The following is a 24,147-nucleotide window of genomic DNA, read 5'->3' as shown; positions in this document are numbered from 1 at the left end:
TTTTTAAACATCCAAAAGCGTCGGTTCCCGCTTTTGCCGCGTTGAAGGCTGGGGTAGCGTAGGCGCTATGAGCAGTACACCTCGATTCATCCACCTTCGCGTTCATACTGAATATTCCCTGTTAGAAGGGGCCGTGCGGCTGAAAAAGCTGCCTGCCCTGTGCGAGCAGATGGAGATGCCCGCCGTCGCCGTCACGGATACCAACAGCATGTTCTCGGCGCTGGAATTCTCGGTCACCGCAAGCGGGGCGGGGGTGCAGCCGATCATGGGTTGTCAGGTGGATCTGTGTTTTGTGCGGGCCCAGCCCGGTGAAAAGCCCAAGGCACCTGCGCCGCTGGTGTTATTGGCGCAATCCGAGACGGGGTATGAGAACCTGATGAAGCTCAGCTCGTGTCTATACGTAGACAAGGGCGGGCAGTTGCCGCAGGTCACGCTTGAGGAGCTGGCCGAACGCTCGGATGGTTTGATTTGCCTGACTGGCGGGCCGGACGGTCCGGTGGGCCGCTTGCTGCAACAAGGCCAACGCCCGGCGGCCGAGGTGCTGGTGGATCGGCTGGCAGCAATGTTCCCGGATCGTTTGTATATCGAACTGCAACGCCATCCGGGAGAGGATGGCCAGCCCGAAGCAGAACGCCTGACCGAGCGTGGCCATGTCGAGATGGCCTACGCCAAGAACCTGCCGTTGGTCGCAACAAACGATGTCTATTTTCCGACCTCGGATATGTACGAGGCGCATGATGCGCTGATCTGTATTGCCGAAGGGGCCTATGTCGATCAGCAGCAAGGTCGCCGCCGCCTGACGGCGCAGCATTATTTCAAGTCCCAACAAGAGATGGCGACGCTGTTCGCCGACCTGCCCGAAGCGATCGAAAACACGGTTGAGATCGCCAAGCGCTGCGCCTTCATGGCCTATCGCCGCGACCCGATCCTGCCAAAATTTGCCGATGACGAGGTCGCCGAACTGCGCCGCATCGCCAATGAAGGCTTGCAGAAACGTCTGGCCGTCATCCCGCATGCAGTGACGCCCGAGGAGTATCAGGAGCGATTGGATTTCGAACTCGGCATCATCGAGGGGATGGGTTTTCCCGGCTATTTCCTGATTGTTGCCGATTTTATCCAATGGGCCAAGGATGAGGATATTCCGGTGGGTCCGGGGCGCGGGTCTGGTGCGGGGTCGCTGGTGGCCTATGCGTTGACAATCACCGACCTTGATCCGCTGCGCTATTCCCTGCTGTTCGAACGCTTTCTGAACCCGGAACGGGTCTCGATGCCCGACTTCGATATCGACTTCTGTATGGATCGCCGTGAGGAAGTGATCCGTTATGTTCAAAAGAAATACGGACGCGACAAGGTGGGGCAGATCATCACCTTTGGTGCCTTGCTATCGAAAGCCGCCGTGCGTGATATCGGGCGGGTTTTGCAAATGCCATACGGGCAGGTGGATCGCCTGTCCAAGATGATCCCGGTAGAAGGCGTCAAGCCGGTTTCGATCGAAAAAGCGCTTAAGGACGAGCCGCGTCTGCGCGAAGAGGCACGGAATGAAGAGGTGGTCGATCGTCTGCTCACCTACGGCCAACAGGTTGAGGGCTTGCTGCGAAATGCCTCAACCCACGCGGCGGGTGTGGTGATCGGGGACCGTCCTTTGGATGCTTTGGTGCCACTGTATCAAGACCCACGCTCAGACATGCCCGCGACCCAGTTCAACATGAAATGGGTGGAACAGGCGGGGCTCGTGAAGTTCGACTTTCTGGGCCTTAAGACGCTGACTGTGATCCAGAACGCGATGAATCTGATCTTCAAATCCGGGCGGCCTCTGCACATCGCGGCGGATGGGACCGAGCTGTATGAACCGGCTGAGGGGGCCGAAAATCAGATCAACGCCATCCCGCTGGATGATGAGGCGACGTATAAGCTCTATTCCGCAGCCAAGACGGTGGCGGTGTTCCAGGTTGAAAGCTCGGGCATGATGGATGCGCTCAAGCGCATGAAACCAACCTGTATCGAAGACATCGTCGCCCTTGTGGCGCTGTACCGTCCCGGCCCGATGGAGAACATCCCGACCTATTGCGAGGTCAAGAACGGCCAGCGCAAGATTACTTCGGTCCATCCCCTGATCGACCATATCCTTGAGGAAACCCAAGGCATCATCGTCTACCAGGAACAGGTGATGCAGATCGCTCAGGTCATGGCGGGGTATAGCCTTGGCGGCGCTGACCTTCTGCGTCGTGCAATGGGCAAAAAGATCAAAGAGGCGATGGATGCCGAGCGCCCCAAATTCGAAAAGGGCGCGGCAGAGAACGGCGTAGATGCCAAGAAGGCGTCCGAGGTGTTCGACCTGCTTGAGAAATTCGCCAATTATGGCTTCAACAAATCCCACGCGGCGGCTTATGCGGTGGTCAGCTATCAGACCGGCTGGTTAAAGGCGAACCACCCGGTCGAGTTCATGGCCGGTGTCATGAACTGCGATATCCACCTGACCGAAAAACTGGCGGTGTATTTCGAAGAGGTGCGCAAGGGGCTCGAGCTGCCCTATGTGCCGCCCTGCGTGAATCGGTCAATGGCAACGTTTGACGTGGTAGCCGGGCAACTTGTCTATGCGCTGGGCGCTTTGAAAAATGTGGGCGTCGAGGCAATGAACCTTGTCGTCGAGGGGCGTGGGGACAAACCCTTTGTTAACCTGTTCGACTTTGCCCGTCGGGTCGATCTTAAGAAAGTTGGCAAACGCCCGTTGGAGATGCTGGCACGGGCCGGGGCGTTCGATGAACTGGACAAGAACCGCCGCCGCGTTTTCGAAAGCCTCGATTCGTTGGTGCAGTATTCGGCGGCAATTCATGACCAGAAGAATTCGAACCAGGTGTCGCTGTTTGGTGAGGCGGGTGATGATCTGCCCGAACCGCGCCTGTCGCCCACGGCGGACTGGCTGCCGGCAGAGCGCCTCAGCGAAGAGTTCAAGGCTATCGGGTTTTATCTGTCCGGTCACCCGCTGGATGATTACATGCCCGCGCTGAAGCGCAAGCAGGTCATGACGCTCGACGATGTAACAGAAAAAGCGCGCTCGGGTCCGTTCATTGCCAAAATGGCGGGTGTTGTCGCTGGGCGGCAAGAACGGAAATCGGCCAAGGGCAACCGCTTTGCCTTTGCGCAATTGTCCGACCCGACAGGTGCGTATGAGGTTACGCTGTTCTCGGAAACGCTTGAGAAGTCGCGCGAGTTCCTTGAAACAGGGGCGCAGGTTGTTTTGTCGGCCGAGGCAACCATGGAATCCGATCAGTTGAAGTTGCTGGCGCGGTCGGTGGGCCCGGCGGATTCGGTCGTGGCCGAGGCGGGCGCGACAGGGCTACGGATTTTCGTAGATGCCCCCGAGGTTCTGTCGACGGTCGCCAAAGTGCTGGAAGACGCCGCCGGGGCAGCCAAGCGGGCCGCCAAAGGGCCGATCCACATCTGCCTGCTGGACCCTGGTTTGCCGGGCGATGTTGAAATCGATCTGGGGCAGGAGTTTCCGATCAACCCGCAGATAAAGGGCGCGATCAAATCGCTGGACGGCGTGAGCTTGGTCGAGGAAATCTAACGCGCTGGATTGGTGCCGGGATTGACTAGCTCTGGCCAAGAGCTTGCCTCATCGACAACGCGGTGAAAACCACGCTGGGGCTGAAAGACGTTCAGTAATGCGGCGGGCGTTCGTCTCCGAACACGACCCCGCCCGAACCTTCCTGTGCACGATCAGCTTCGCGCTGAAGCAGCATATCGACCCGGCGGGACAGGCGGTCGATGTCGCTTTGTTGGCGGGTAACAACCGTGTTCAGTTCGTCGACTGTGCGGGTCAGGTGGGCGATCTGCTCTTCCAGATGCTGCATTGGGATCTCCTGTCTTGAGCCGGTCATAGCGACCCCGGCAGTCCAAGGCCAGCGAAAGCGTACCTTGCCCCGATGCGGGGCATGGGATAGACCGCGCGCGGAACAAGGATACTCCCAAGGACGCCCCACATGGCCAAGCCCAAGAAACAGCCCCGCCCCAAGGCCGTAACGCCGAAAGGGTTCCGTGACTATTTCGGCCAGGAAGTCACGCAGCGCACTGAAATGCTGCGGGCTATTGCGGACGTCTATCATCGCTACGGCTTTGACGCGCTTGAGAGCAGCGCGGTCGAAACGGTTGAGGCGCTGGGTAAGTTCCTGCCGGACGTGGACCGCCCGAACGAAGGCGTGTTTGCATGGCAGGAGTTCGATGAGGGCGGCAACGGCGATTGGATGGCCCTGCGCTATGACCTGACCGCGCCTTTGGCCCGTGTCTATGCGCAACATCGCAATGATCTGCCTACGCCCTATCGCCGCTATGCGATGGGGCCGGTTTGGCGGAATGAAAAGCCCGGGCCGGGGCGGTATCGCCAGTTTTATCAATGTGATGCGGATACCGTAGGCACCGCTTCTATGGCGGCGGATACCGAGATTTGCGCGATGCTGGCTGACACGCTCGAGACGGTGGGGATTCCACGCGGTGACTATCAGGTACGCGTCAACAACCGCAAAGTTCTGAACGGTGTGCTTGAGGCAATGGGCTTGTCAGACGAAGGGCAGCGTGATGCTGTTCTGCGCACGATTGATAAGTTCGACAAGGTCGGTGAGGCCGGTGTGCGGGAATTGCTGACCAAGGGTCGGCTCGACGCCTCGGGCGCGTTTATTGATGGCGTTGGTCTCAGCGATGACCAAGCCGAACCGGTGATTGCGTTCCTGACGTCCAAGGCTGCCGAAACCGCAGGAACGTTGGCCAACCTTCGCGCTGCTGTGGGCGACAGCAAGATCGGCGCAGATGGTATCGCCGAGCTGGAGCAGATCGGCGCGCTGCTTGATGCGGGCGGCTATGGTGCGGACCGCATCGTCATCGACCCATCGGTCGTGCGTGGCCTCGGCTATTACACTGGACCAGTCTACGAGGCCGAACTGACCTTCGAGATCTTCGACGATAAAGGCCGCAAGCGGCAGTTCGGGTCTGTTGCAGGTGGTGGGCGCTATGACGATCTGGTCAAACGCTTCACCGGGCAGGAAGTACCTGCGACTGGAATTTCAATCGGGGTTGACCGCTTGCTGGCTGCTCTGCGTGAAAAAGGACGGATCAGCGCGCAGGCCGAGGGGCCCGTCGTTGTTACTGTCATGGACCGCGACCGCATGGCGGACTATCAGGCTATGGTGGCCGAGCTACGCAATGCTGGCATTCGCGCTGAAGTTTATCTGGGCAACCCCAAGAACTTTGGCAATCAGCTGAAATATGCGGATAAGCGAAACTCTCCGATTGCCGTGATCGAAGGCGGCGACGAAAAGGCCAACGGGATCGTTCAAATAAAAGACCTGATCCTCGGTGCCAAGATCGCCGAAAGCGCGACGCTTGAGGAATGGAAAGAACGCCCCAGTCAGTTCGAAGTACCACGTGGTGATCTGGTCGCCAAAGTGCGTGAAATTCTGGACAGTCAGGTCTAGATCATGGCCAATCGCTCTCAGATTCAGGCCCGCGCGGCCATGATGCGCGTCCGGTTCGAGGCCGCGGGCGCACAGGTCGTCGATCCGCCCCTGCTGCAACCGGCAGAGACGTTGCTGGACCTATACGGAGAAGACATCCGGGCCCGCGCTTATGTGACGTCGGACGCGCTGCGGGGTGAGCAGATGTTGCGTCCCGACTTCACCCTGCCGGTGGTGCAAATGCACATGGCAGACGGGGCCGAGCCCGCGCGCTATACCTATTCCGGCGAGGTGTTCCGCCGGCAGGAGCACGATCCGGATCGGTCCAACGAATATATTCAGGTCGGGTACGAGGTCTTTGACCGTGACGATCCTTCGGGCGCGGATGCCGAGGTGTTCTCGCTTTTTGCGCTCCAGTTGCGCGGCCTACCGCTGCGCGCTGCAACCGGGGATATTGGCATTCTGACGGCAGCGGTTCAGGGGCTGCGTACCACGGACCGACGTAAGGCGGCGTTGATGCGGCACCTGTGGCGGCCGCGTCGCTTTCGAACACTGCTGGATCGGTTTGCCGGGCGTAAACCAGCGCCCGAGGGGCGGGACGCTCTGCTGGATGCTGACGATCCGCTGGCAACGGACGCTCCAATAATCGGCAAACGCCGCGTCGCCGAGATAGAGGCGCGGATCGAAGCCCTGTGCGAGGACCGCGATACGCCGCCGATCGCCGACAGCGAATTGGCAGGGTTGGAGACCCTATTGAACGTGCGCGAAACCATGCCCTTTGCGTTAGAGCAATTGCGCGACGTGGCTGTAGACCTGCCGCAGATTACGCAGGCGCTTGATCGGCTTGAGGCGCGAGTAGCCGCGCTGCAAGCACGCGGTGTGGACGTCGCACGCCTGGATTTTGAGGCCGCCTACGGACGTACTTCGATGGAGTACTATGACGGGTTTGTCTTCGGTTTTTACGCCGAGGGTCGCCCCGATCTGCCGCCGATTGCCACTGGTGGGCGCTATGATGCGCTGACCCGGCAATTGGGTAACGGTGCCGAAATCCCAGCTGTGGGCGGCGTGCTGCGCCCCGATCTGATGCTGGAAATCGAGGAGGCCGCGCAATGAGTTTGAAACTGGGCGTGCCTTCCAAGGGCCGGTTAATGGAAAAGACCTTTGCGTGGTTCGAAAAGCGCGGGATTGTTCTGTCGCGCAGCGGATCGGATCGGGAATATGCCGGCAAGGTTGAAGGTATAGACGGCGTTTCTCTGATCTTGCTGTCCGCGGGGGAAATGCCGCGCGAACTGGCCGCAGGGCGCGTACATCTGGGTGTCACCGGTATTGATTTGGTGCAAGAGAAACTGCCGCGTTGGGAACAGCAGGTCGAAGAAGTCTCGCAACTTGGATTCGGCAAGGCCGATCTAATCATCGCAACACCGGCCTGCTGGGTAGACGTCGATACGCTGGACGATCTTGATGCCGTTGCCGCAGCATTCCGCAAAGCACACGGCCATCGGTTGCGGATTGCCACGAAGTACCACCGGCTGGTGCGCGAGTTCCTGACAGATGCGGGCGTGGCCGATTACACTCTGGTCGACAGTCAGGGTGCGACCGAGGGCACAGTGATGAATGAAACGGCTGAGGCGGTTGCGGATATCACATCGACGGGTGAGACTTTGCGCGCCAATCACCTGAAGATTTTGTCAGATGGGTTGATCCTGCGGTCTCAGGCAACGCTGTGGCGCAGTCGCGTGGCCAGCTATGAGGCGGAGGACAAGGCCGTGCTATCCGAGCTGTTGGATCGTCTTGGCTAATTACAACACACCGATTTCCGCGAGCGCGCGATTCAGATCGTCGGGCAGGGCGTCGTCTTGCGCGCGACTTTTTGGCAAATCGGCTGGTGTGTCTTCGGGCTGCAAGTAGCGCCACCCCTGGAATGGGCGCTTTAGGGCGTTTTGGGTGCGGACAACATTTGGGTCCAAAACGATGGCGCAGCGGCGGATTCCGTCCTCACCCCGCACCTCATCCAAACGAAGGATGCGCTGACGGCATTGAACGACGCCTTTGATCACCCAGTAGATTGATCCGCCATTCAGTATCTCGGCCTCTCGTTTCGGCCACATGCGGGTGACGTGGCGGGGCAGACCGTCATCGAACCGCTGGCGATAGCTGTCCTGCCACGCAATCAGGCTGTCAACGCTTTCTGAGCCAACCGAAAGTTTTATGAGATTAACGTACTTATCCACAGCTTTCCCACAGAGTCGTCCCAAAGACCGTCTTCATATTGTAGACTGCTGGGCGCTGCCATCAAGGTGTTGTGGCAAGAGTGTGATCTAGGGTAAGCTGTCGGTCTCTTTCTACTCAGGGAATCGCTAATGAGCCGCTTTGCTGCCCCCATCGCCGAACAGATCTGGGATATGAAATACCGCTTTAAACAAGCGGATGGGACGCCCATCGACCTTACGGTTGAAGATAGCTGGCGACGCATCGCCCGCGATCTGGCGCGGGTCGAACAGGACCCGGCCCATTGGGAGGATAAGTTCTACGCGGCACTGGAGGATTTCAAATACCTTCCCGCTGGGCGCATCACAGCCGGGGCAGGTACGGCACGGCAGGTGACGCTGTTTAACTGCTTTGTCATGGGAACGATTCCAGACAGTATGGGCGGCATTTTCGACATGTTGAAAGAGGCCGCGCTGACCATGCAGCAGGGGGGTGGGATCGGGTATGATTTCTCGACCATCCGGCCAAGGGGTGCTGACGTGCATGGGGTGGCCGCTGATGCATCGGGGCCGCTGTCTTTCATGGATGTGTGGGACGCGATGTGCCGCACCATCATGTCCGCAGGATCCCGTCGCGGGGCGATGATGGCGACCATGCGCTGCGATCACCCGGACATCGAACACTTTATCACAGCCAAATCTGATCCGGCCCGACTGCGCATGTTTAACATGTCGGTTTTGGTGACCGACGCCTTTATGGAGGCGGTCAAGGCGGACGGGCCGTGGGAGTTGGTCTTTGACGGCAAGATCTACCACACAGTGCAGGCGCGTGACCTGTGGAACAAGATCATGCAGGCGACGTATGACTACGCCGAACCCGGCGTGATCTTTATCGACCGGATCAATGCCGCAAACAACCTGAGCTATGTAGAAACCATTGCGGCGACCAATCCATGTGGCGAGCAGCCCCTGCCGCCCTACGGCGCATGCCTGCTGGGATCGATCAACCTTGCTCGGCTGGTAGCAGAGCCGTTCGAAGAAGCGGCGCATCTGGATGAAGATGCCCTGCAAGAGCTTGTCGCCACAGCGGTCCGAATGATGGACAACGTGGTTGATGTGTCGAAATTTCCGCTGGCCGAGCAAGAGGCCGAAGCGCAGGACAAACGCCGCATCGGTTTGGGCGTTACAGGTCTGGCCGATGCCCTGTTGATGCTTGGGCTGCGCTATGGTTCCGACGAGGCGGCGCGTCAGACCGAGCGCTGGTTGCACGCGATCGCCCGCGCCGCGTATCTGGCGTCGGTTGACTTGGCCAAGGAAAAGGGGGCGTTTCCCCTGTTCGATACAGAGAAATACCTCGCCAGTGGCACGATGCAGCAGATGGACGAAGACGTGCGCGACGCGATCCGGGAGCATGGCATTCGTAATGCGCTGCTGACCTCGATCGCGCCGACGGGAACGATTTCGCTCTACGCGGGGAATGTCTCGTCCGGGATCGAGCCGGTCTTTGCCTATGCTTATACGCGGAAAGTGCTGCAGAAAGACGGATCACGCACCGAGGAGGAGGTCGTGGACTATGCCGTGCAAATGTGGCGCAACAAATTCGGCGACGTGGACCTGCCTGACTATTTTGTCAACGCTCAGACTTTGACGCCTGCAGATCACGTCAAGATGCAGGCCGCAGCGCAGAAATGGATCGACAGTTCGATCTCGAAGACGATCAACTGCCCGGAAGATATCGGTTTTGATGACTTCAAGGATGTCTACATGCAGGCATGGGATCAGGGCTGCAAAGGTTGCACCACCTATCGCCCGAATGATGTGACCGGAAGCGTTTTGAGTGTGTCGGAAAACTCGGACAAAGCGCCGGGTGAAAGCGCGGATGCCCCGCAAGAAGTCGAAGGCGGCGACGTCATTTATATGTCTGAACCGCTGGACCGGCCGCAGTCACTTGAAGGTTCGACTTACAAACTGAAATGGCCCGACAGTGAGCACGCCATCTATCTGACGATTAACGATATAATCATCGGTGGACGTCGCCGCCCGTTCGAGGTTTTCATCAATTCGAAAAATATGGAGCACTTCGCCTGGACCGTTGCGCTGACCCGCATGATCTCGGCCGTGTTCCGGCGTGGGGGTGACGTCTCGTTTGTGGTCGAAGAATTGAAAGCCGTTTTTGACCCGCGCGGTGGTGCATGGGTGCAAGGCAAGTACATCCCGTCGATCTTGGCGGCAATTGGTGGCGTGATCGAGCAACATATGGTCGCCATAGGCTTTCTTGAAGGTGAGGGTATGGGCCTCAAGTCCGACCCTCAAGCGCAGGTTGTAAACATGGATGCACCGCGCGGAAAGGCCTGCCCGTCTTGTGGCCAGTACGACATGGTGATGATTGAAGGCTGCATGACCTGCCGAAGCTGCGGTCACTCTAAGTGTGGGTAGTTGCGAAGCTTAGACATACCGACTGCAGAACCGCTTTGCGGACCCGACTGAGGTTTCTCTGTCCCATAGTGCCCGCGGTATCAGGTGAGGGCAGCAAGTTCCATTGCTGCACATGACCAAAGCGGAACAAACGGTTTTTCTGTCGTGAAACCCGCGAGATCTGTGCCGGGCACGAAAATGTGTTGATATCACTCCTGTGCGTTACCGATCCACAACGGAACGTGAATTGAATCTCTTAAGCAACAGTTTAACGATCGCTGTAATGATGTCCCTTTTCCGCCTCATTTTGCGCTGATAAGGATGAAAAAGGTGAGCATTGATAAGTTGAACGGTACAGGCGGTCACATGAGAACCGGAGCAAACGGTCGAGTTGCCATTTTCTGGACGCAGACGGAAATCGATGGGCTTGAGGCTGCGCCCTTGTCCTTTCTTTGTGTTGGGGCGGCTTGGTCGTGGCGCGGTCAGGCTCTATATCTGGCAGAGTCCAGTGTGCAGCCGGTGGAATTGGGTAAAGGTGCCGGCATCCAAGCAGCAAAATATGGTCGGAATGATCAGATAACAAACCTGCCGGACACAGCGCGTGGACTTATCGCTTTGACAAACGGTGCCCAGACTTTCACGGCGCATGTCTTCCTTGTTTCGGGTGAACCCTCTCCGATACTGGTCTTCGAAGATGCATGTCCGGGGCGTGATCAGGAATTCTGGATCAGTGAATTTATCGAAATCGAATCCCTAAGTGACGATGCGGCAGAACAAGACCGGACCATCGTTGCGTTTCCGTTCAGATCAATGCCGGGTTCGGGCGAACAGGATTCGAGAAAAGCGGTTTTCGTTGGTCAAAGGGTCGATTGAAGCCCTGATGGACGCTCGTTTTCACGGTAAATCCTAAGATGCGTGGTTTGCTCTGTTGACTCCGCCGGTTTCGCATATATAAGCGCGGCTTCATTGGTGTTGGTGGCCCCCGCAAGGGGATGCCTGTCATGGGGGAGACCTCAAGAGGACAACGCCCTTCATTGTTGCGGTGCGGCCGAAACTATCTCGCATCGGGTTGAGCGGAGACGCTATTGCAGCCCGAAAAGTGGGAACCGGTTTTCGGATCAAGCTGCAATGCCACTAAAGAAGGAGATCAGCCGTGACCAAACGCACGTCTGCCAAGTACAAAATCGACCGCCGGATGGGTGAAAACATCTGGGGTCGTCCGAAATCCCCGATCAACCGCCGTGAATACGGCCCCGGCCAACACGGTCAGCGCCGCAAGGGCAAACTGTCGGACTTTGGTCTGCAGCTGCGCGCCAAGCAGAAGCTGAAAGGTTACTACGGCGACCTGACCGAGAAGCAGTTTCGCCGCATCTACGCCGAAGCTGAGCGTGTCAAAGGCGACACCGGTGAAAACCTGATCGGTCTGCTGGAACGCCGCCTGGACGCCGTTGTTTACCGCGCCAAGTTCGTAGCGACTGTCTTCGCTGCACGTCAGTTCGTGAACCACGGTCACGTCAAAGTAAACGGTAAGCGGGTCAACATCCCGTCCTACCGTGTGAAGGAAGGCGACGTTATCGAAGTGCGTGACAAATCCAAGCAACTGGCCGTTGTTCTGGAAGCTGCCGCTTTGGCCGAGCGCGATGTTCCTGATTATATCGATGCCGACCACTCGAAAATGACGGCAACTTTCGTCCGCGCACCGGGCCTGGGTGATGTGCCTTACCCGGTTGTTATGGAGCCGAACCTGGTCGTCGAATTCTACGCGAAGAATTAATCTTCGCCGATATTGAATTCCGAAAGGCCGCGCCAAAAGGCGCGGCCTTTTTTTGTTAAAGGAGGGGGCGCTGCCCCCATCGCGTCAGGCCGCGATTCCCCCGGGATATTTTCGGCCAGATGAAGAGCGGTTCAGAGTGGCAGCGGTCGCCCTTCGGCGATTGCTTCCATTGCGAAGTAAGAGGTCACGCTGTCCAGTTCGACCTTTTCGATCAGGCGCTGGTAGACCTTATCGTATGACGTCATATCCTGAGTGACAACTTTCAGCTGATAATCGTAGTCACCACCGATCCTGTGAAAATCCACCACCTCGGGGATAGTCAGAACGTGGCGGCGAAAGGCCTGCAGCCACTCGGCCGAATGATGCCGCGTGCGTAGCATGACGAAAACCACAAGGCTTAATCCAAGTTTCTCACGCGCGATTCTCGCGGTTGACCCAATCAGTACGCCGTTTTCGTTCAGTGACTTTAACCGCCGCCAGCAGGCGTTCTGTGACAGGCCGACTCGGTCAGCCAGCTCGCGTTGGGACAGGGTGGCGTCCTGTTGAAGCTCTTTCAGGATACGTGTGTCAATCTGATCTAATTTTTCACTCATATGAAGTCATATGACACAAAATATGGAGAAATTCAGCAAAATATTGGGAAGTATCTGCGCTGCACCTCAATCATATTGAGTGGTGCAATACGGAGCCCACACCATGACCCTGTCCAAGTTTCGCGCAGATATCCAAACCACCACTCGCATTGCTAGCCTGCGTGATGGGTTGATCGGAGAAAATGTTCTGATCCCGGGTTTGCACGGGGACGTGCCGCTGGTTTATGCGGATTACGTCGCATCAGGGCGTGCGCTGCGCCAGGTTGAAAGGTTTGTTGCCGAACAGGTGCTGCCTTTCTATGCGAACAGCCACACCGAGGCCTCCTATTGCGGATCATACATGACGCGCTTACGCCGCGAGGCGCGTTCAGAAATAGCCCGCATCGTTGGTGCGACACGGGGAGAGGATGCGGTGATTTTCACCGGGTCCGGTGCCACCGCGGGCCTGAACCGGCTGGTCAGTTTATTGGATGTAAATACAGCTGACCGGCCGGTCGTCTTGATCGGACCGTATGAGCATCATTCGAACATTCTGCCTTGGCGTGAAAGCAAGGCGCGTGTGATCGAGGTGCCCGAGGCGGCTGATGGCGGCGTTGATCTGGCTGTACTGGAACAAGCCCTGGTCGAGAATGCCGCGTCGGATCTGGTCGTCGGATCTTTTTCGGTGGCTTCAAACGTGACGGGAACCATCACCGATCCGGACCCGATAACGCGGTTGCTCAAGGCGCATGGGGCTGTTTCGGTGTGGGATTACGCAGGTGGCGGCCCCTACCTGCCGATGGACATGGGCCCCGAGGATGCGCGCAAGGACGCCATCGTTGTTTCACCGCATAAGTTTCCGGGCGGACCAGGGGCGTCAGGTGTCCTGATCGTCAACCAGAAGGCCGTAAAGCGGACGTGCCCCAGTTGGCCCGGTGGCGGCACGGTCAGCTTTGTCTCGCCCTGGAGGCATGACTACAGCAAAGATCTGGCCACGCGGGAAGAGGCTGGTACGCCCAATGTGATCGGAGACATTCGTGCAGCGCTTGCTTTCATCGTCAAGGATGTTGTCGGCACCGATGAGATCGCCCGTCGCGAGGCGCAATACAACCATATGGCGTTGGAAGGTTGGCGCGGAAACCCGAACCTGACCCTGTTGGGTGCGGGCAACCCGCATCGCCTGCCGATATTTTCCTTTCTTGTACGCGACAATTCAGGTCAGCCCGTACACCAGCAACTGTTCACCCGAATGCTTAGCGATGTTTATGGCATACAGGCACGGGGCGGGTGCGCCTGTGCCGGGCCTTATGCACACCGTCTGCTGGGGATTGACCGTGCAGCGTCAGACAAGCTGCATGCATCTCTATCTGCGGGGGAAGAGATGAAAAAGCCCGGTTGGGTGCGGCTGAACTTTTCGTATCTGATGCATGAGGATACCGTTCAGTTCATCATCGACAGCGTTAACGACCTGTCGCGCCGAACCGAAGAATTTGCACCGTTTTACAGCGCTGACCCGGCGACAGCCCGTTTCCGGGCGGCGTGACGGAATTGCCGCTTTTCTCACCCCGTTGAGACAGGTATGAGAGGCTTCAATAAACGGAGCTTCTTATGAACAAGATCACACCTCAACCCGGCATTATGGACATCGCGCTGTATCAGGGCGGCCAGTCGCATCTGGCCGGGGTTGAGCATGTGATCAAACTCAGCTCGAACGAAAACCCTTTCGGTCCCAGCCCCAAAGCGATTGAAGCCGTGCGAAACAGTGCGGCGACGCTGCACCGCTATCCAAGTACGGACCACGCCAGCCTTCGGGCAGCGATTGGAAAGCGTCACGGGCTGGACCCCGCGCGGATCGTCTGCGGTGTTGGCAGCGATGAGGTGCTTCAGTTCGTCGCTCAGGCGTATGCCGGGCCGGGGGATGAGGTCATTTATACCGAGCATGGTTTCTCGATGTATCCGATCATCGCCCGCATGGCCGGGGCGACGCCTGTCATGGTGCCAGAGCGTGAGCGTCGCGTGGACGTGGACAATATTCTTGCCGCCCTCACCGACCAAACGCGGATCGTGTTCGTGACCAATCCGGGCAATCCGACCTCGACCATGATTGCCGAGGCTGAACTGATAAGACTGGCCGAGGCTTTGCCGCAGACCTGCCTGATGGTGATTGACGGGGCCTATGCCGAATTTGTCGACGGTTTTGACGGCGGCGCATCGCTGGTGGATCGGTTCGAGAATGTGATCATGACCCGGACGTTTTCAAAGGTCTATGGGCTGGGCGGAATGCGTGTCGGCTGGGGCTATGCCGCTCAGGCAATCATCGATGTGCTGAACCGGGTGCGCCAGCCTTTCAACCTGTCTCTGACGGCGTTGGCTGCGGCCGAGGCGGCGTTGGCTGATCAGGATTTTCTGTCCTTTTGTCAGGCCGAGAACGCGCGCCTGCGCGTGTGGTTGTCAGATGAGCTGGCCAAGATTGGCGTTGCGTCGGATGCCTCGTGCACCAACTTTATCCTCGCGCGGTTTGCCGATCAGGCCGAGGCGGAGGCCTGCGATGACTTTCTCAAGACCCAAGGTTTGATCGTGCGGCGCGTCGCAGGGTACAACTTGCCGAATGCACTGCGCATCACAGTGGGCGACGAAGAGGCCTGCCGCCGTGTCGTCGCGGCCATTGCCGCGTTCAAAAGGGGTGCCGTATGAGTCAGGTATATGACCGCGTCGCTCTGATCGGGCTGGGTCTGATTGCGTCATCCATGTTCTGGGCTATCAAACGCGCGGGCCTTGCCAATGAGGTCACCGGTTACGCACGGTCCAAGGCGACCCGTGAGACTGCACGGCGGATCGGCCTGTGTGACCGGGTCTGTGAGACAGCGCAAGAGGCGGTCGAGGGCGCCGATCTGGTGGTTCTGTGTATTCCCGTCGGGGTGATGGGCGCAGTGGCCGAGGAAATCGCGCCATCTTTAAAGCCAGGGGCGACCATCACTGATGTGGGGTCTGTCAAAGGGCATGTGATTCAGGCGGTCTCACCCCATGTTCCTGATGGCGTGCATTTCGTTCCGGCCCATCCATTGGCCGGGACCGAGCATTCCGGCCCCGAGTCAGGTTTTGCCGCGCTTTTCGACAACCGCTGGTGCTTGTTGGTGCCAGTTGCAGATTCAGACCCCGACGCCATTGCCCGCCTGCGTGCACTGTGGGAGGGCATGGGGTCTTATGTGGACGAGATGGACGCAGAGCATCATGATTTGGTTCTGGCCGTCACCTCGCACGCACCGCACCTGATCGCCTATACGATGGTAGGTGTGGCAGACGACCTGCGCCGGGTGACAGACAGCGAGGTCATCAAATACTCGGCTGCCGGTTTCCGGGATTTCACGCGGATTGCCGCCTCGGACCCGACCATGTGGCGGGATGTGTTCCTGTCGAACAAGGATGCGACGCTGGAAATTCTGGGCCGCTTCACCGAAGAGCTTTTTGCGCTGCAACGTGCTATCCGTACAGGTGATGGCGAGCATCTGTTCGACTATTTCACCCGCACGCGCGCGATACGCCGTGGGATCATCGACGCGGGGCAGGATACGGATGCGCCGGATTTCGGAAGGGGAAAGGCGAGCACATGAGACACCTCTGGAGGATGTTGGTGATCGGATGTGTGGCCGTCAGCGCCACTGTGTCCAACGCCTCCCCTCCGGAACAGTCGCTCATTCCCGTCGCGCGGACATCCTTTGCTTTCGCGTCCTCCGTACCAAACGTCAAGGTTCGCCCGGCGCTGCGCCCGGTGTCTCCGCAAACCCTGGCAGTTGCTGCACGTCCCGCAGATTTGCCCTTGCTGGGGCCGGATACCTCGCTGATGCCCTATTTGCGGCCCAAGGCGTTAGAGCAAGAGGCGCTGTTCAAAAAGCGAAAGCTGCGTAAAAGCTCGGTTTGTGGGGATATCGCCATTCAGGGTAAGCCGGTCGGTCGTGTGCCCGGCAGGATCAAGGCGTGTGGGATCAAAGAGGCGGTTCAGATCACCTCGGTTTCTGGTGTGACTCTTAGCCGTCCGTCGACAATGGATTGTGGTACGGCGATTGCCCTGAACGAATGGGTCGACAAGTCCGTTATACCAACCTTTAAACGGCGCGGGCCGGTGGTTGAGTTGCAGGTCGCCGCCCACTATGCGTGCCGCACCCGGAATAACCAAAAAGGTGCAAGGATCTCAGAGCACGGCAAAGGTCGGGCGATTGATATCTCGGGCTTTAAAATGGCGGATGGTGAGGTTGTGACGGTCTTGAATGGCTGGCGCAAGAACCCGTCAAAACGCCAACTCACCAAGGTCTGGCGTGGTGCATGTGGACCGTTTGGCACCGTGTTGGGGCCGAACTCGGACCGGTATCACCGGGACCATTTTCACTTGGATACGGCACGCCATCGGCGTGGTCCATACTGCCGCTAGCGCAAGATTAAACGAGGGGCAGGACCAAGAGGCAGAGGGCCCAAGGCCACAAAACCATCCCTGAGGTTCAGCTGCATATCCAGCGTATTCGGATTGCCGCCCAGACCCGCCATGAAGTTCAGCGCGCGCGTCACCGTATCAACCGCCTGATCCGGCAAAGCTCCGGCGGCGTTGGCCATGGCGATCATGTCGCGCCAATTCTCAGCCCGGATTGCAATTTCGCCGGTTGGAATGCCTTGCGCATCAACATCCAACTCGCCAGCTGCGAACAGGCGTAAGGCACCCCACTTCATCTCGGCCAACCGCAGGTCGATTTTTACCGGCTGCGGTCTGCTTTCTTCCAGGGCAGAGCGGTCCCACGGTTTGTCGAACGTGGCGGTCAGGTCCAGTTCGAGCGTCTCAAAAGCCTGCGGCAACGTCGTGGCCGAGCGCATCAACTCGCGCAGGTCATCTCCGGGTGTAAAACCGTCGACTTGGGCGCGAATTAAGTATGCCTCGGGTATTGCGCTCTGCTCCATCACCAGGGCCAATGTGTTGCCGCCGGCCAGCGCCTCGGTGTCGTCGGTGATTGTCCACGGGCCCGCAGTCAGCGCCATTTTTTCAAGAACCAAGGCTACGCCGGGCTGAAGTTGCAATTCGGCTTGCAGGTCACTGGCTTGAATGGTTGCGGTCTGGTCGAAGTAGGACAGGCGCTGAGGCGTATCCGCAAACCGAAGAACCTGTCGACCGGGCCAGATCGCGGGGCTTTGGAATTCGATCCAGTCTGCGCTCCATGCTGTGCCGGTGCCCGGATCGGCCAGCGCGGGGTTATTCAGACGCGTCATGTGGTGAAACGGGTACCCGTCGGTTTCAACGTCCGAGAATTCGGCTTGCCAGCCGCGCGCCTGCTGTGCATCGAACCACGCGGTGATTGCGTTGCGCAGACCGAAACCGGCGACGAACCAATAGGCGCTCCAGATCACAACTATGAAAATGACTGCTCGTATCAGACCGCGCATGGCAGTTCGCCCTTTTTCCCACCTCGGAATTGATGTTTATAGGTGCAAACGGGCAAGGGCCAGAGCTATGACGATGTGGGTTTTCGGATATGGATCGCTGCTGTGGAACCCGGGATTCCCGGTTTCGCGCAGCGAACGCGCCACATTGCATGGCTACGCCCGGTCTTTCTGCATGAGCTCGATCCATCATCGAGGCACCGAAGAACATCCCGGACTGGTTTTGGCCTTGGATGAACAGGCCGAAGCCAACTGCAAAGGCTTGGCCCTGGCGGTTGAAGCAGGCCATGAGGATCGCACCCTTCAGGAACTGCGTGAACGTGAGCTGATTTCATCGGCTTATGTCGAGGCGATGCTGGATGTACATCTCGACTCGGGTGAGACAGTCAATGCCGTGACCTACGTGATTGATGCCGACCACGTGCAGTATTGCGGTGGCATGCCACTCGAAGATCAAGCCCGGATTATCGCTCATGCCGTTGGTGGGCGAGGGCCGAACACCGAATATCTTTACAACACTGCTGAACATCTGGCCGAGATCGGCCTGCGCGATCCTGATCTTGAGTGGTTAGCGCAACGGGTGCGGACCATCACTGCATAAACCCTTGGCGTCACCGACGCAATTTCGCTAGATTCACGCAAAAGCAGGCAAAAACCAGGAACCACGCGCATGGCGCAGGCACATCAGGGCGCGAGACCGCATTTCTCGCAACCCATTCGTCAGATCGTTACGATGCTGGTCGCGATCGCGTTGGCAGGGTTCGGGGTCTTCATGGCGCTGCCCTATGTTCTGCCGGTTTTTTACGCAAACCCTTATCTGAACGGCTTTATCATTCTGGTCTTTGTGATCGGTGTGTTCGCTTGTTTCTATCAGGTGGCACAGCTCATCGGGTCGGTGCGCTGGATCGAAGCCTTTGTGGGCGGTGTGGTTCGTGAAGATGCCCGTACACCGCAATTGTTGGCGCCGCTGGCGTCGCTGCTGCGCGAACGGGGCGCGCGGTCTCAGATCAGTTCAACTTCGACGCGGTCCATCCTGGATTCCGTGGCCGAACGTGTCGAAGAAGAACGAGAGATCACCCGCTATATCACCAATGTCCTGATTTATCTTGGTCTATTGGGAACGTTTTTCGGGCTGGCCACAACGGTTCCGGCCATTGTTGACACCATCCGCAGCCTTAACCCGCAAGAGGGCGAAGAAGGGTTGGCTGTCTTCAACCGACTAATGGTCGGGCTTGAATCGCAATTGCAGGGAATGGGCGTGGCGTTTGGCTCGTCGCTGCTGGGTCTTGCCGGATCGTTGATCGTCGGCTTGCTGGAGCTTTTTGCAGGACACGGCCAAAACCGCTTCTACCGCGAGCTTGAAGAATGGCTTTCCTCGATCACGCGGGTAGGGTTCGGTGCCAGCGACGAAGGCGGTGCTGAACTTGCCGTTCTGACCCCGGTTTTGGATGCGATGTCAGAACAGATGAACGCCTTGCAAGACCTGTTTTCAGCGCAAGAGGCCGATCGCGCCGCCGTGTCGTCCAAGCTGGGCCAGTTGACGGATGCGATTGGCGAGATGAACCAGCGGCAGGAAAACAACGAGGGTGTGACGGCCGCCCTTGAGCGGGTAGCCCTTGGACAAGATGCCTTGTTGGATCACATGCGTGAACAGGGCACCGGAGACGGAATCGATGCCGAAAGCCGCATGCGCCTGCGGTCGATGGATGTGCAATTGTTGCGTATCCTCGAAGAAATCTCGGCTGGTCGTCAGGAAAGCATGAGCGAAATTCGCAAGGATATCGAACTGTTGGTCAAAGCTCTGACATTGCCCCGCGGCGCTGTTCGGACCGCGCCGGAAAGAGAGTAAGGTATGGCCCTTTCGCGTCGTACAGGTCAGCGGTTCCAGGGTTCGGTCTGGCCCGGCTTTGTGGATGCGATCACCGGGCTTCTGATGGTGCTGACCTTTGTGCTGACCATCTTCATGGTGGTCCAGTTCGTGTTGCGTGAAACGATCTCGGGGCAAGAGGATGAGTTGACCGCCCTGTCGGATGAGGTCGCCGCACTGGCCGGCGCGTTGGGTTTGGAAGAACGCGAAAACAGCCGGTTGCAGGCGCGCTTGGGTGTACTGAACTCAACGCTGACCCAGGTTGAGACAGAGCTGGTGCAAGCACAGATCCAACTGACCGATTTTGAGGATCAGGTCGCGGCCATGCTGCTTGAACAAGAGCGCGCGCAGGGCGAAATCGCCGACTTGCAGGACGAACAGGATGCTTTGAACCTTGCCTTGGCGCAAAGCCGGGCTGAGATCGATGAGCAAACTGAGGCCGCGCGACTGGCCGCAGCCCAGCGAGAAGCGCTCGAAGCTCTGGTCGCTGACCTGGAGCAAAACGAGGCTGCGCAGTCGATCCGCATATCTGAGCTTGAGGAAGAATTGAGCGCAGAAGAGGCCGCCAAACTGGCCGAAGCCGCCGCTGCTGAAAACTTGCGCAACCGGTTACAGAATGCTGATGCGGAACTGACAGCCATGACACTTGCCCTGGAAGCGCAGCGCAAAGAAGCCGAGGAAACGTTGACCCTGCTGGCAGCGGCGCAAGCTGCGAAGGCAGAATTGGAACGGCAATTTGGCGACCTGAACGCGCAGGACCTGCGGGCCCAGCTTGAGGCGGCATTGGCTGCGCAAACAGAGGCGCAGGCCGAAGCGCAGGAACAACGCACGCTAGCCGAAGAACGCGCGGCGCTGCTGTCCGTCGCCCGTGAAACGTTGTCAGTAGAACAGGCGATTTCCGAAAAAGCGCAGCGCGAAACTGCTTTGCTCAACCAGCAAATGGCGGCACTGCGTGAACAACTGGGCGGGCTTCAGGCCTTGTTGGACGATTACGCGGATCGAAACGCCGCGGCAGATATCCGCATCCAGACGCTGGGGCAGGATTTGAACGCTGCCTTGGCCCGTGCGGCCTCGGAAGAGCGCCGTCGCCGCATATTGGAAGAGGCTGAGCGCGCCCGTCTCGAAGCCGAAGCCGAAGACCTGGTGGCGCAGGCCGAGGATTTGCAAAGGTATCGATCAGAGTTTTTTGGCCGTCTGCGCGATGTTCTGGGCGATGAAGAGGGCGTACGGATCGAAGGCGACCGTTTCGTATTCTCGTCCGAGGTTCTTTTCGACACTGGGTCCGCTGTTCTGTCACCAATCGGGCAGCAAGAGGTCGCCAAGGTGGCCAATATCCTGCGAAGCGTAGCTGCGGAAATTCCTGAGGGGTTGAATTGGGTGATCCGGGTTGATGGTCACACGGACAACGTACCCTTAGCCGGGACTGGGCGATATCGCGACAACTGGGAGCTTAGCCAAGGTCGGGCGCTGTCCGTCGTACGATATATGGTCGAGGCGCTGGGTATTCCGCCAAACCGGCTAGCCGCCAATGGGTTCGGAGAGTTTCAGCCCGTCAACCCCGCAGACACACCCGAAGCCCGTGCCCAGAACCGTCGGATCGAATTGAAGCTGACCGAGCGCTAAACGCTGCCTATGCATGACATAGATGCGGTCCGTTGCGATGGGAGTTCTATTTACGCGCTGAGCGGGTCCGCAGAACCCAAACTGTCACACTTTGGCGCGTGAGCTGTCTCTTGCCTTTCAAGCGGTGGCAGATTGGGCATAGGTTGAAATTGCGAGAACAACGCCCCAGCCAGAGTCAGCTTTGGTGTTTGAACTACCAACTAGAACCAAGAGTCAGACTACGCAAAGTTGGGCCGAGCGCCCTAAGAAAGAAGAATGGCCACGAGACTGTGGCACAAAAAAAAGCCCGGTTGGATGATCAACCGGGCTTTCTAGAATTATCTTTCGCCGTAGGTCAGTCCGCTGTCAGAAGCGGTGGCTTGTCACCTGGAATGCGCGGCTGATCCGGACCAAAAATCTCAAGATTCAGTTCGCCTTTCTTGACCGAGACACGGACGACTCCGCCCTTGGCCAGTTTGCCGAACAGAAGTTCTTCGGCCAGCGGCTTCTTGATATGCTCTTGGATCACGCGACCCAATGGACGTGCGCCCATCTTGTCGTCATACCCTTTGTCCGCCAGCCATTCGGCAGCCTTGGGTGTCAGATCAATTGTCACGTTTCGGTCCAGCAACTGAGCCTCAAGCTGTAGCACGAATTTCTCGACCACTTGCAGAATAACGCTCTTCGGCAGTGGCGCGAACGAGATAACAGCGTCCAGACGGTTGCGGAACTCCGGCGTAAAGGTGCGCTCGATGGCGGCCGTATCTTCCCCTTCGCGGCGGTCACGGGCGAAGCCGATCGCTGCCTTGGCCTGTTCCTGCGCACCCGCGTTCGAGGTCATGATCAAGACCACGTTGCGGAAATTCACGGTACGGCCGTTGTGATCGGTCAGCTCTCCGTGGTCCATCACCTGCAACAGGATGTTGAAGACGTCCGGATGGGCTTTTTCAATCTCGTCCAGCAGCAGCACACAATGCGGGTGCTGGTCGACGCCGTCGGTCAAGAGACCACCTTGGTCAAACCCGACATAGCCCGGAGGCGCACCGATCAGACGGCTGACGGCATGTTTCTCCATGTATTCAGACATGTCGAACCGCAGCAGTTCAACGCCCAGATTATCCGCGAGTTGCTTTGCCACTTCGGTCTTACCAACACCGGTCGGACCAGCGAACAGGTAGTTACCGATGGGCTTCTCAGGTTCACGCAGACCCGCACGCGCCAGCTTGATAGCACTGGCCAACGCCTCGATCGCTTCATCCTGACCAAACACCACCCGTTTCAGCGAGGCTTCGAGGTCTTTCAGAACCTCGGCATCGTCCTTGGTGACGTTTTTGGGCGGAATACGCGCGATTTTGGCGACGACGGCCTCAATCTCTTTCACTCCGATGGTCTTCCGGCGCTTGCTTTCAGCAACCAGATGCTGTGCGGCACCGGCCTCATCAATCACGTCGATGGCTTTGTCCGGCAGTTTGCGATCATTGATGTAGCGCGCCGACAATTCCACCGCGGTTTTGATCGCGTCCGCAGTATATTTGATCTCGTGATGCTGTTCGAAATAAGGCTTCAGACCGCGCAGAATCTTCACGCTGTCTTCGACCGATGGTTCGTTCACATCGATTTTCTGGAACCGGCGGCTAAGCGCGCGGTCCTTTTCAAAATGCTGGCGGAATTCTTTGTACGTGGTCGATCCCATGGTCCGCAGCTTGCCACCCTGCAGGGCTGGTTTCAGCAGGTTTGACGCGTCCATTGCGCCGCCAGAGGTGGCACCGGCACCGATCACAGTGTGAATCTCGTCAATGAACAAGACTGCGTCCGGGTGATCTTCCAACTCGGTCACAACGGCCTTCAACCGTTCCTCGAAATCACCGCGATAACGGGTTCCGGCCAGCAGGGCGCCCATGTCCAGCGAATAGATCGTGGTGTTTGCCAGCACGTCGGGAGCCTCACCCGCGACAATCTTGTGCGCCAAGCCTTCGGCGATAGCGGTTTTGCCCACGCCCGGATCACCCACCAACAGCGGATTGTTCTTGCGGCGGCGGCACAGCACCTGAATACAGCGCTCAACCTCATCTGCCCGGCCGATCAGGGGATCAACGTCACCAGCGCGCGATTTCGCGTTCAGATCAATACAGTATTTCCCCAGCGCACTTTCTTTCTGGTCGCCTTCAGCAGTGCTGGACTGTGCTTCTTCTTCCACTTGATCCGCGCCTGAGACTGAGCGGTTTTCGCCATAAGCAGGGTCTTTGGCCACGCCATGCGCGATGAAGTTCACAGCGTCATAGCGGGTCATATCCTGTTCTTGCAGGAAGTAGGCGGCATTGCTTTCGCGTTCGGCAAAAATGGCAACCAGAACGTTGGCCCCGGTGACTTCTGTCCGGCCTGAACTTTGCACGTGGATTGCCGCACGTTGGATCACGCGCTGGAACGCGGCCGTCGGAACAGCCTCAGATCCGTCGATATCAGTGACGAGGTTTGACAGGTCCTCGTCGATGAATTCGACAAGCGTGCTGCGCAACTCATCCAGGTCAACGCTGCATGCCTTCATGACGCGGATGGCGTCAGGCTCTTCCAGAAGCGCCAGCAGCAAATGCTCCAGCGTGGCGAATTCATGTCGCCTTTCGTTCGCAGCCGCCAAGGCCGCGTGAATGGCTTGTTCTAATGTGCTCGAGAATGAAGGCACGTGGGTGCTCCTCTTCTTGTCTTGGGTCGCATGGGGGCGGGCTTCGGCCCCGATCCGACCATGTCCTCATACTATTAGAGTTTGGTTGATCGTGGCCCGGCTTCAAGGGTTTTCTTTCACTTGACAGTCACATTTAATGTGACCGTTGCCGCGAAGAGCGTG

At 58.2% G+C, this 24,147-nt stretch carries 19 protein-coding genes; 14 read left to right on the top strand and 5 right to left on the bottom strand.

Annotation, left to right across the window (positions count from 1 at the left end):
* Positions 1-67: 67 nt before the first annotated feature.
* On the top strand, positions 68-3,568 hold the full coding sequence (gene dnaE, locus ACXAET_RS18905) for a DNA polymerase III subunit alpha (RefSeq protein ID WP_475188795.1): 3,501 nt from the start codon (positions 68-70) through the stop codon (positions 3,566-3,568).
* 91 nt (positions 3,569-3,659) lie between these two features.
* Here the strand turns inward: dnaE and ACXAET_RS18900 are convergent, their stop codons facing one another.
* Positions 3,660-3,854 (bottom strand): SlyX family protein, encoded by a 195-nt coding sequence (locus tag ACXAET_RS18900; RefSeq protein WP_475188792.1) that lies wholly within the window; start codon positions 3,852-3,854, stop codon positions 3,660-3,662.
* 129 nt (positions 3,855-3,983) lie between these two features.
* Here ACXAET_RS18900 and hisS point away from each other — a divergent pair, with 129 nt between their 5' ends.
* Genes hisS through hisG form a run of 3 tightly spaced genes read left to right on the top strand, consistent with a single transcriptional unit; the run spans position 3,984 to position 7,246 of the window.
* Complete coding sequence (hisS, locus tag ACXAET_RS18895; protein WP_475188789.1) at positions 3,984-5,468, top strand: histidine--tRNA ligase; 1,485 nt, start codon at positions 3,984-3,986, stop codon at positions 5,466-5,468.
* Between the two features lie 3 nt (positions 5,469-5,471).
* Positions 5,472-6,560, top strand: a complete 1,089-nt coding sequence (locus tag ACXAET_RS18890; RefSeq protein WP_475188786.1) for an ATP phosphoribosyltransferase regulatory subunit — start codon at positions 5,472-5,474, stop codon at positions 6,558-6,560.
* Positions 6,557-7,246 carry an ATP phosphoribosyltransferase gene (gene hisG, locus ACXAET_RS18885; protein ID WP_475188784.1) on the top strand — a complete coding sequence of 230 codons (690 nt, stop codon included), beginning with the start codon at positions 6,557-6,559 and terminating at the stop codon, positions 7,244-7,246. Before ACXAET_RS18890 ends, hisG begins: the two co-directional genes overlap by 4 nt.
* Here hisG and ACXAET_RS18880 read toward each other — a convergent pair whose 3' ends face one another.
* A complete protein-coding gene (locus ACXAET_RS18880) occupies positions 7,247-7,678 on the bottom strand; it encodes a DUF1489 family protein (RefSeq protein ID WP_475188780.1) in 432 nt (143 codons plus the stop codon).
* 129 nt (positions 7,679-7,807) lie between these two features.
* Here ACXAET_RS18880 and ACXAET_RS18875 point away from each other — a divergent pair, with 129 nt between their 5' ends.
* From ACXAET_RS18875 to rpsD, 3 genes are all read left to right on the top strand, one after another.
* Positions 7,808-10,090: an adenosylcobalamin-dependent ribonucleoside-diphosphate reductase gene (locus ACXAET_RS18875; RefSeq protein WP_475188776.1), complete on the top strand. Its 2,283-nt coding sequence runs from the start codon at positions 7,808-7,810 to the stop codon at positions 10,088-10,090.
* A gap of 375 nt (positions 10,091-10,465) precedes the next feature.
* The gene (locus tag ACXAET_RS18870; protein WP_475190161.1) at positions 10,466-10,942 is read left to right on the top strand and encodes a hypothetical protein; all 477 of its coding nucleotides are present in this window, start codon (positions 10,466-10,468) and stop codon (positions 10,940-10,942) included.
* Positions 10,943-11,222: 280 nt separating this feature from the next.
* Positions 11,223-11,843 carry a 30S ribosomal protein S4 gene (gene rpsD / locus ACXAET_RS18865; protein ID WP_068336304.1) on the top strand — a complete coding sequence of 207 codons (621 nt, stop codon included), beginning with the start codon at positions 11,223-11,225 and terminating at the stop codon, positions 11,841-11,843.
* 131 nt (positions 11,844-11,974) lie between these two features.
* On the opposite strand, the gene ACXAET_RS18860 is transcribed toward rpsD, so the two are convergent.
* Positions 11,975-12,436, bottom strand: coding sequence for an Lrp/AsnC family transcriptional regulator (locus tag ACXAET_RS18860; RefSeq protein ID WP_475188770.1), 462 nt, complete (start codon positions 12,434-12,436; stop codon positions 11,975-11,977).
* A gap of 103 nt (positions 12,437-12,539) precedes the next feature.
* On the opposite strand from ACXAET_RS18860, the gene ACXAET_RS18855 reads away from it, so the two are divergent.
* From ACXAET_RS18855 to ACXAET_RS18840, 4 genes are all read left to right on the top strand, one after another.
* A complete protein-coding gene (locus ACXAET_RS18855) occupies positions 12,540-13,958 on the top strand; it encodes an aminotransferase class V-fold PLP-dependent enzyme (RefSeq protein ID WP_475188765.1) in 1,419 nt (472 codons plus the stop codon).
* Between the two features lie 65 nt (positions 13,959-14,023).
* Positions 14,024-15,109 (top strand): histidinol-phosphate transaminase, encoded by a 1,086-nt coding sequence (gene hisC, locus ACXAET_RS18850; RefSeq protein WP_475188762.1) that lies wholly within the window; start codon positions 14,024-14,026, stop codon positions 15,107-15,109.
* Positions 15,106-16,026 (top strand): prephenate/arogenate dehydrogenase family protein, encoded by a 921-nt coding sequence (locus ACXAET_RS18845; RefSeq protein ID WP_475188760.1) that lies wholly within the window; start codon positions 15,106-15,108, stop codon positions 16,024-16,026. Before hisC ends, ACXAET_RS18845 begins: the two co-directional genes overlap by 4 nt.
* Positions 16,023-16,841, top strand: coding sequence for an extensin-like domain-containing protein (locus tag ACXAET_RS18840; RefSeq protein ID WP_475188759.1), 819 nt, complete (start codon positions 16,023-16,025; stop codon positions 16,839-16,841). Before ACXAET_RS18845 ends, ACXAET_RS18840 begins: the two co-directional genes overlap by 4 nt.
* Here the strand turns inward: ACXAET_RS18840 and ACXAET_RS18835 are convergent.
* A complete protein-coding gene (locus ACXAET_RS18835; protein WP_475188757.1) occupies positions 16,838-17,839 on the bottom strand; it encodes a DUF2125 domain-containing protein in 1,002 nt (333 codons plus the stop codon). The two genes, ACXAET_RS18840 and ACXAET_RS18835, sit on opposite strands and share 4 nt — an antisense overlap.
* A gap of 67 nt (positions 17,840-17,906) precedes the next feature.
* On the opposite strand from ACXAET_RS18835, the gene ACXAET_RS18830 reads away from it, so the two are divergent.
* From ACXAET_RS18830 to ACXAET_RS18820, 3 genes are all read left to right on the top strand, one after another.
* On the top strand, positions 17,907-18,437 hold the full coding sequence (locus ACXAET_RS18830) for a gamma-glutamylcyclotransferase (RefSeq protein WP_068336285.1): 531 nt from the start codon (positions 17,907-17,909) through the stop codon (positions 18,435-18,437).
* Positions 18,438-18,506: 69 nt separating this feature from the next.
* Complete coding sequence (locus tag ACXAET_RS18825; protein ID WP_068336283.1) at positions 18,507-19,685, top strand: biopolymer transporter ExbB; 1,179 nt, start codon at positions 18,507-18,509, stop codon at positions 19,683-19,685.
* Positions 19,686-19,688: 3 nt separating this feature from the next.
* The gene (locus ACXAET_RS18820) at positions 19,689-21,326 is read left to right on the top strand and encodes a peptidoglycan -binding protein (RefSeq protein WP_475188749.1); all 1,638 of its coding nucleotides are present in this window, start codon (positions 19,689-19,691) and stop codon (positions 21,324-21,326) included.
* A 334-nt stretch (positions 21,327-21,660) separates the two neighbouring features.
* Here the strand turns inward: ACXAET_RS18820 and clpA are convergent, their stop codons facing one another.
* Positions 21,661-23,985 carry an ATP-dependent Clp protease ATP-binding subunit ClpA gene (gene clpA / locus ACXAET_RS18815; RefSeq protein WP_475188746.1) on the bottom strand — a complete coding sequence of 775 codons (2,325 nt, stop codon included), beginning with the start codon at positions 23,983-23,985 and terminating at the stop codon, positions 21,661-21,663.
* Positions 23,986-24,147 lie beyond the last annotated feature (162 nt).

It is taken from the genome of Ruegeria sp. AWH4_226 (assembly GCF_056159225.1).
This window is presented reverse-complemented; position numbering and strand designations above follow the sequence as displayed.

Coding starts and splice junctions, on each gene's coding strand:
- dnaE (WP_475188795.1), top strand. CDS start 68: ATGAGCAGTACACCTCGATTCATCCACCTTCGCGTTCATACTGAATAT.
- ACXAET_RS18900 (WP_475188792.1), bottom strand. CDS start 3,854: ATGCAGCATCTGGAAGAGCAGATCGCCCACCTGACCCGCACAGTCGAC.
- hisS (WP_475188789.1), top strand. CDS start 3,984: ATGGCCAAGCCCAAGAAACAGCCCCGCCCCAAGGCCGTAACGCCGAAA.
- ACXAET_RS18890 (WP_475188786.1), top strand. CDS start 5,472: ATGGCCAATCGCTCTCAGATTCAGGCCCGCGCGGCCATGATGCGCGTC.
- hisG (WP_475188784.1), top strand. CDS start 6,557: ATGAGTTTGAAACTGGGCGTGCCTTCCAAGGGCCGGTTAATGGAAAAG.
- ACXAET_RS18875 (WP_475188776.1), top strand. CDS start 7,808: ATGAGCCGCTTTGCTGCCCCCATCGCCGAACAGATCTGGGATATGAAA.
- ACXAET_RS18860 (WP_475188770.1), bottom strand. CDS start 12,436: ATGAGTGAAAAATTAGATCAGATTGACACACGTATCCTGAAAGAGCTT.
- ACXAET_RS18855 (WP_475188765.1), top strand. CDS start 12,540: ATGACCCTGTCCAAGTTTCGCGCAGATATCCAAACCACCACTCGCATT.
- hisC (WP_475188762.1), top strand. CDS start 14,024: ATGAACAAGATCACACCTCAACCCGGCATTATGGACATCGCGCTGTAT.
- ACXAET_RS18845 (WP_475188760.1), top strand. CDS start 15,106: ATGAGTCAGGTATATGACCGCGTCGCTCTGATCGGGCTGGGTCTGATT.
- ACXAET_RS18840 (WP_475188759.1), top strand. CDS start 16,023: ATGAGACACCTCTGGAGGATGTTGGTGATCGGATGTGTGGCCGTCAGC.
- ACXAET_RS18835 (WP_475188757.1), bottom strand. CDS start 17,839: ATGCGCGGTCTGATACGAGCAGTCATTTTCATAGTTGTGATCTGGAGC.
- ACXAET_RS18830 (WP_068336285.1), top strand. CDS start 17,907: ATGACGATGTGGGTTTTCGGATATGGATCGCTGCTGTGGAACCCGGGA.
- ACXAET_RS18825 (WP_068336283.1), top strand. CDS start 18,507: ATGGCGCAGGCACATCAGGGCGCGAGACCGCATTTCTCGCAACCCATT.
- ACXAET_RS18820 (WP_475188749.1), top strand. CDS start 19,689: ATGGCCCTTTCGCGTCGTACAGGTCAGCGGTTCCAGGGTTCGGTCTGG.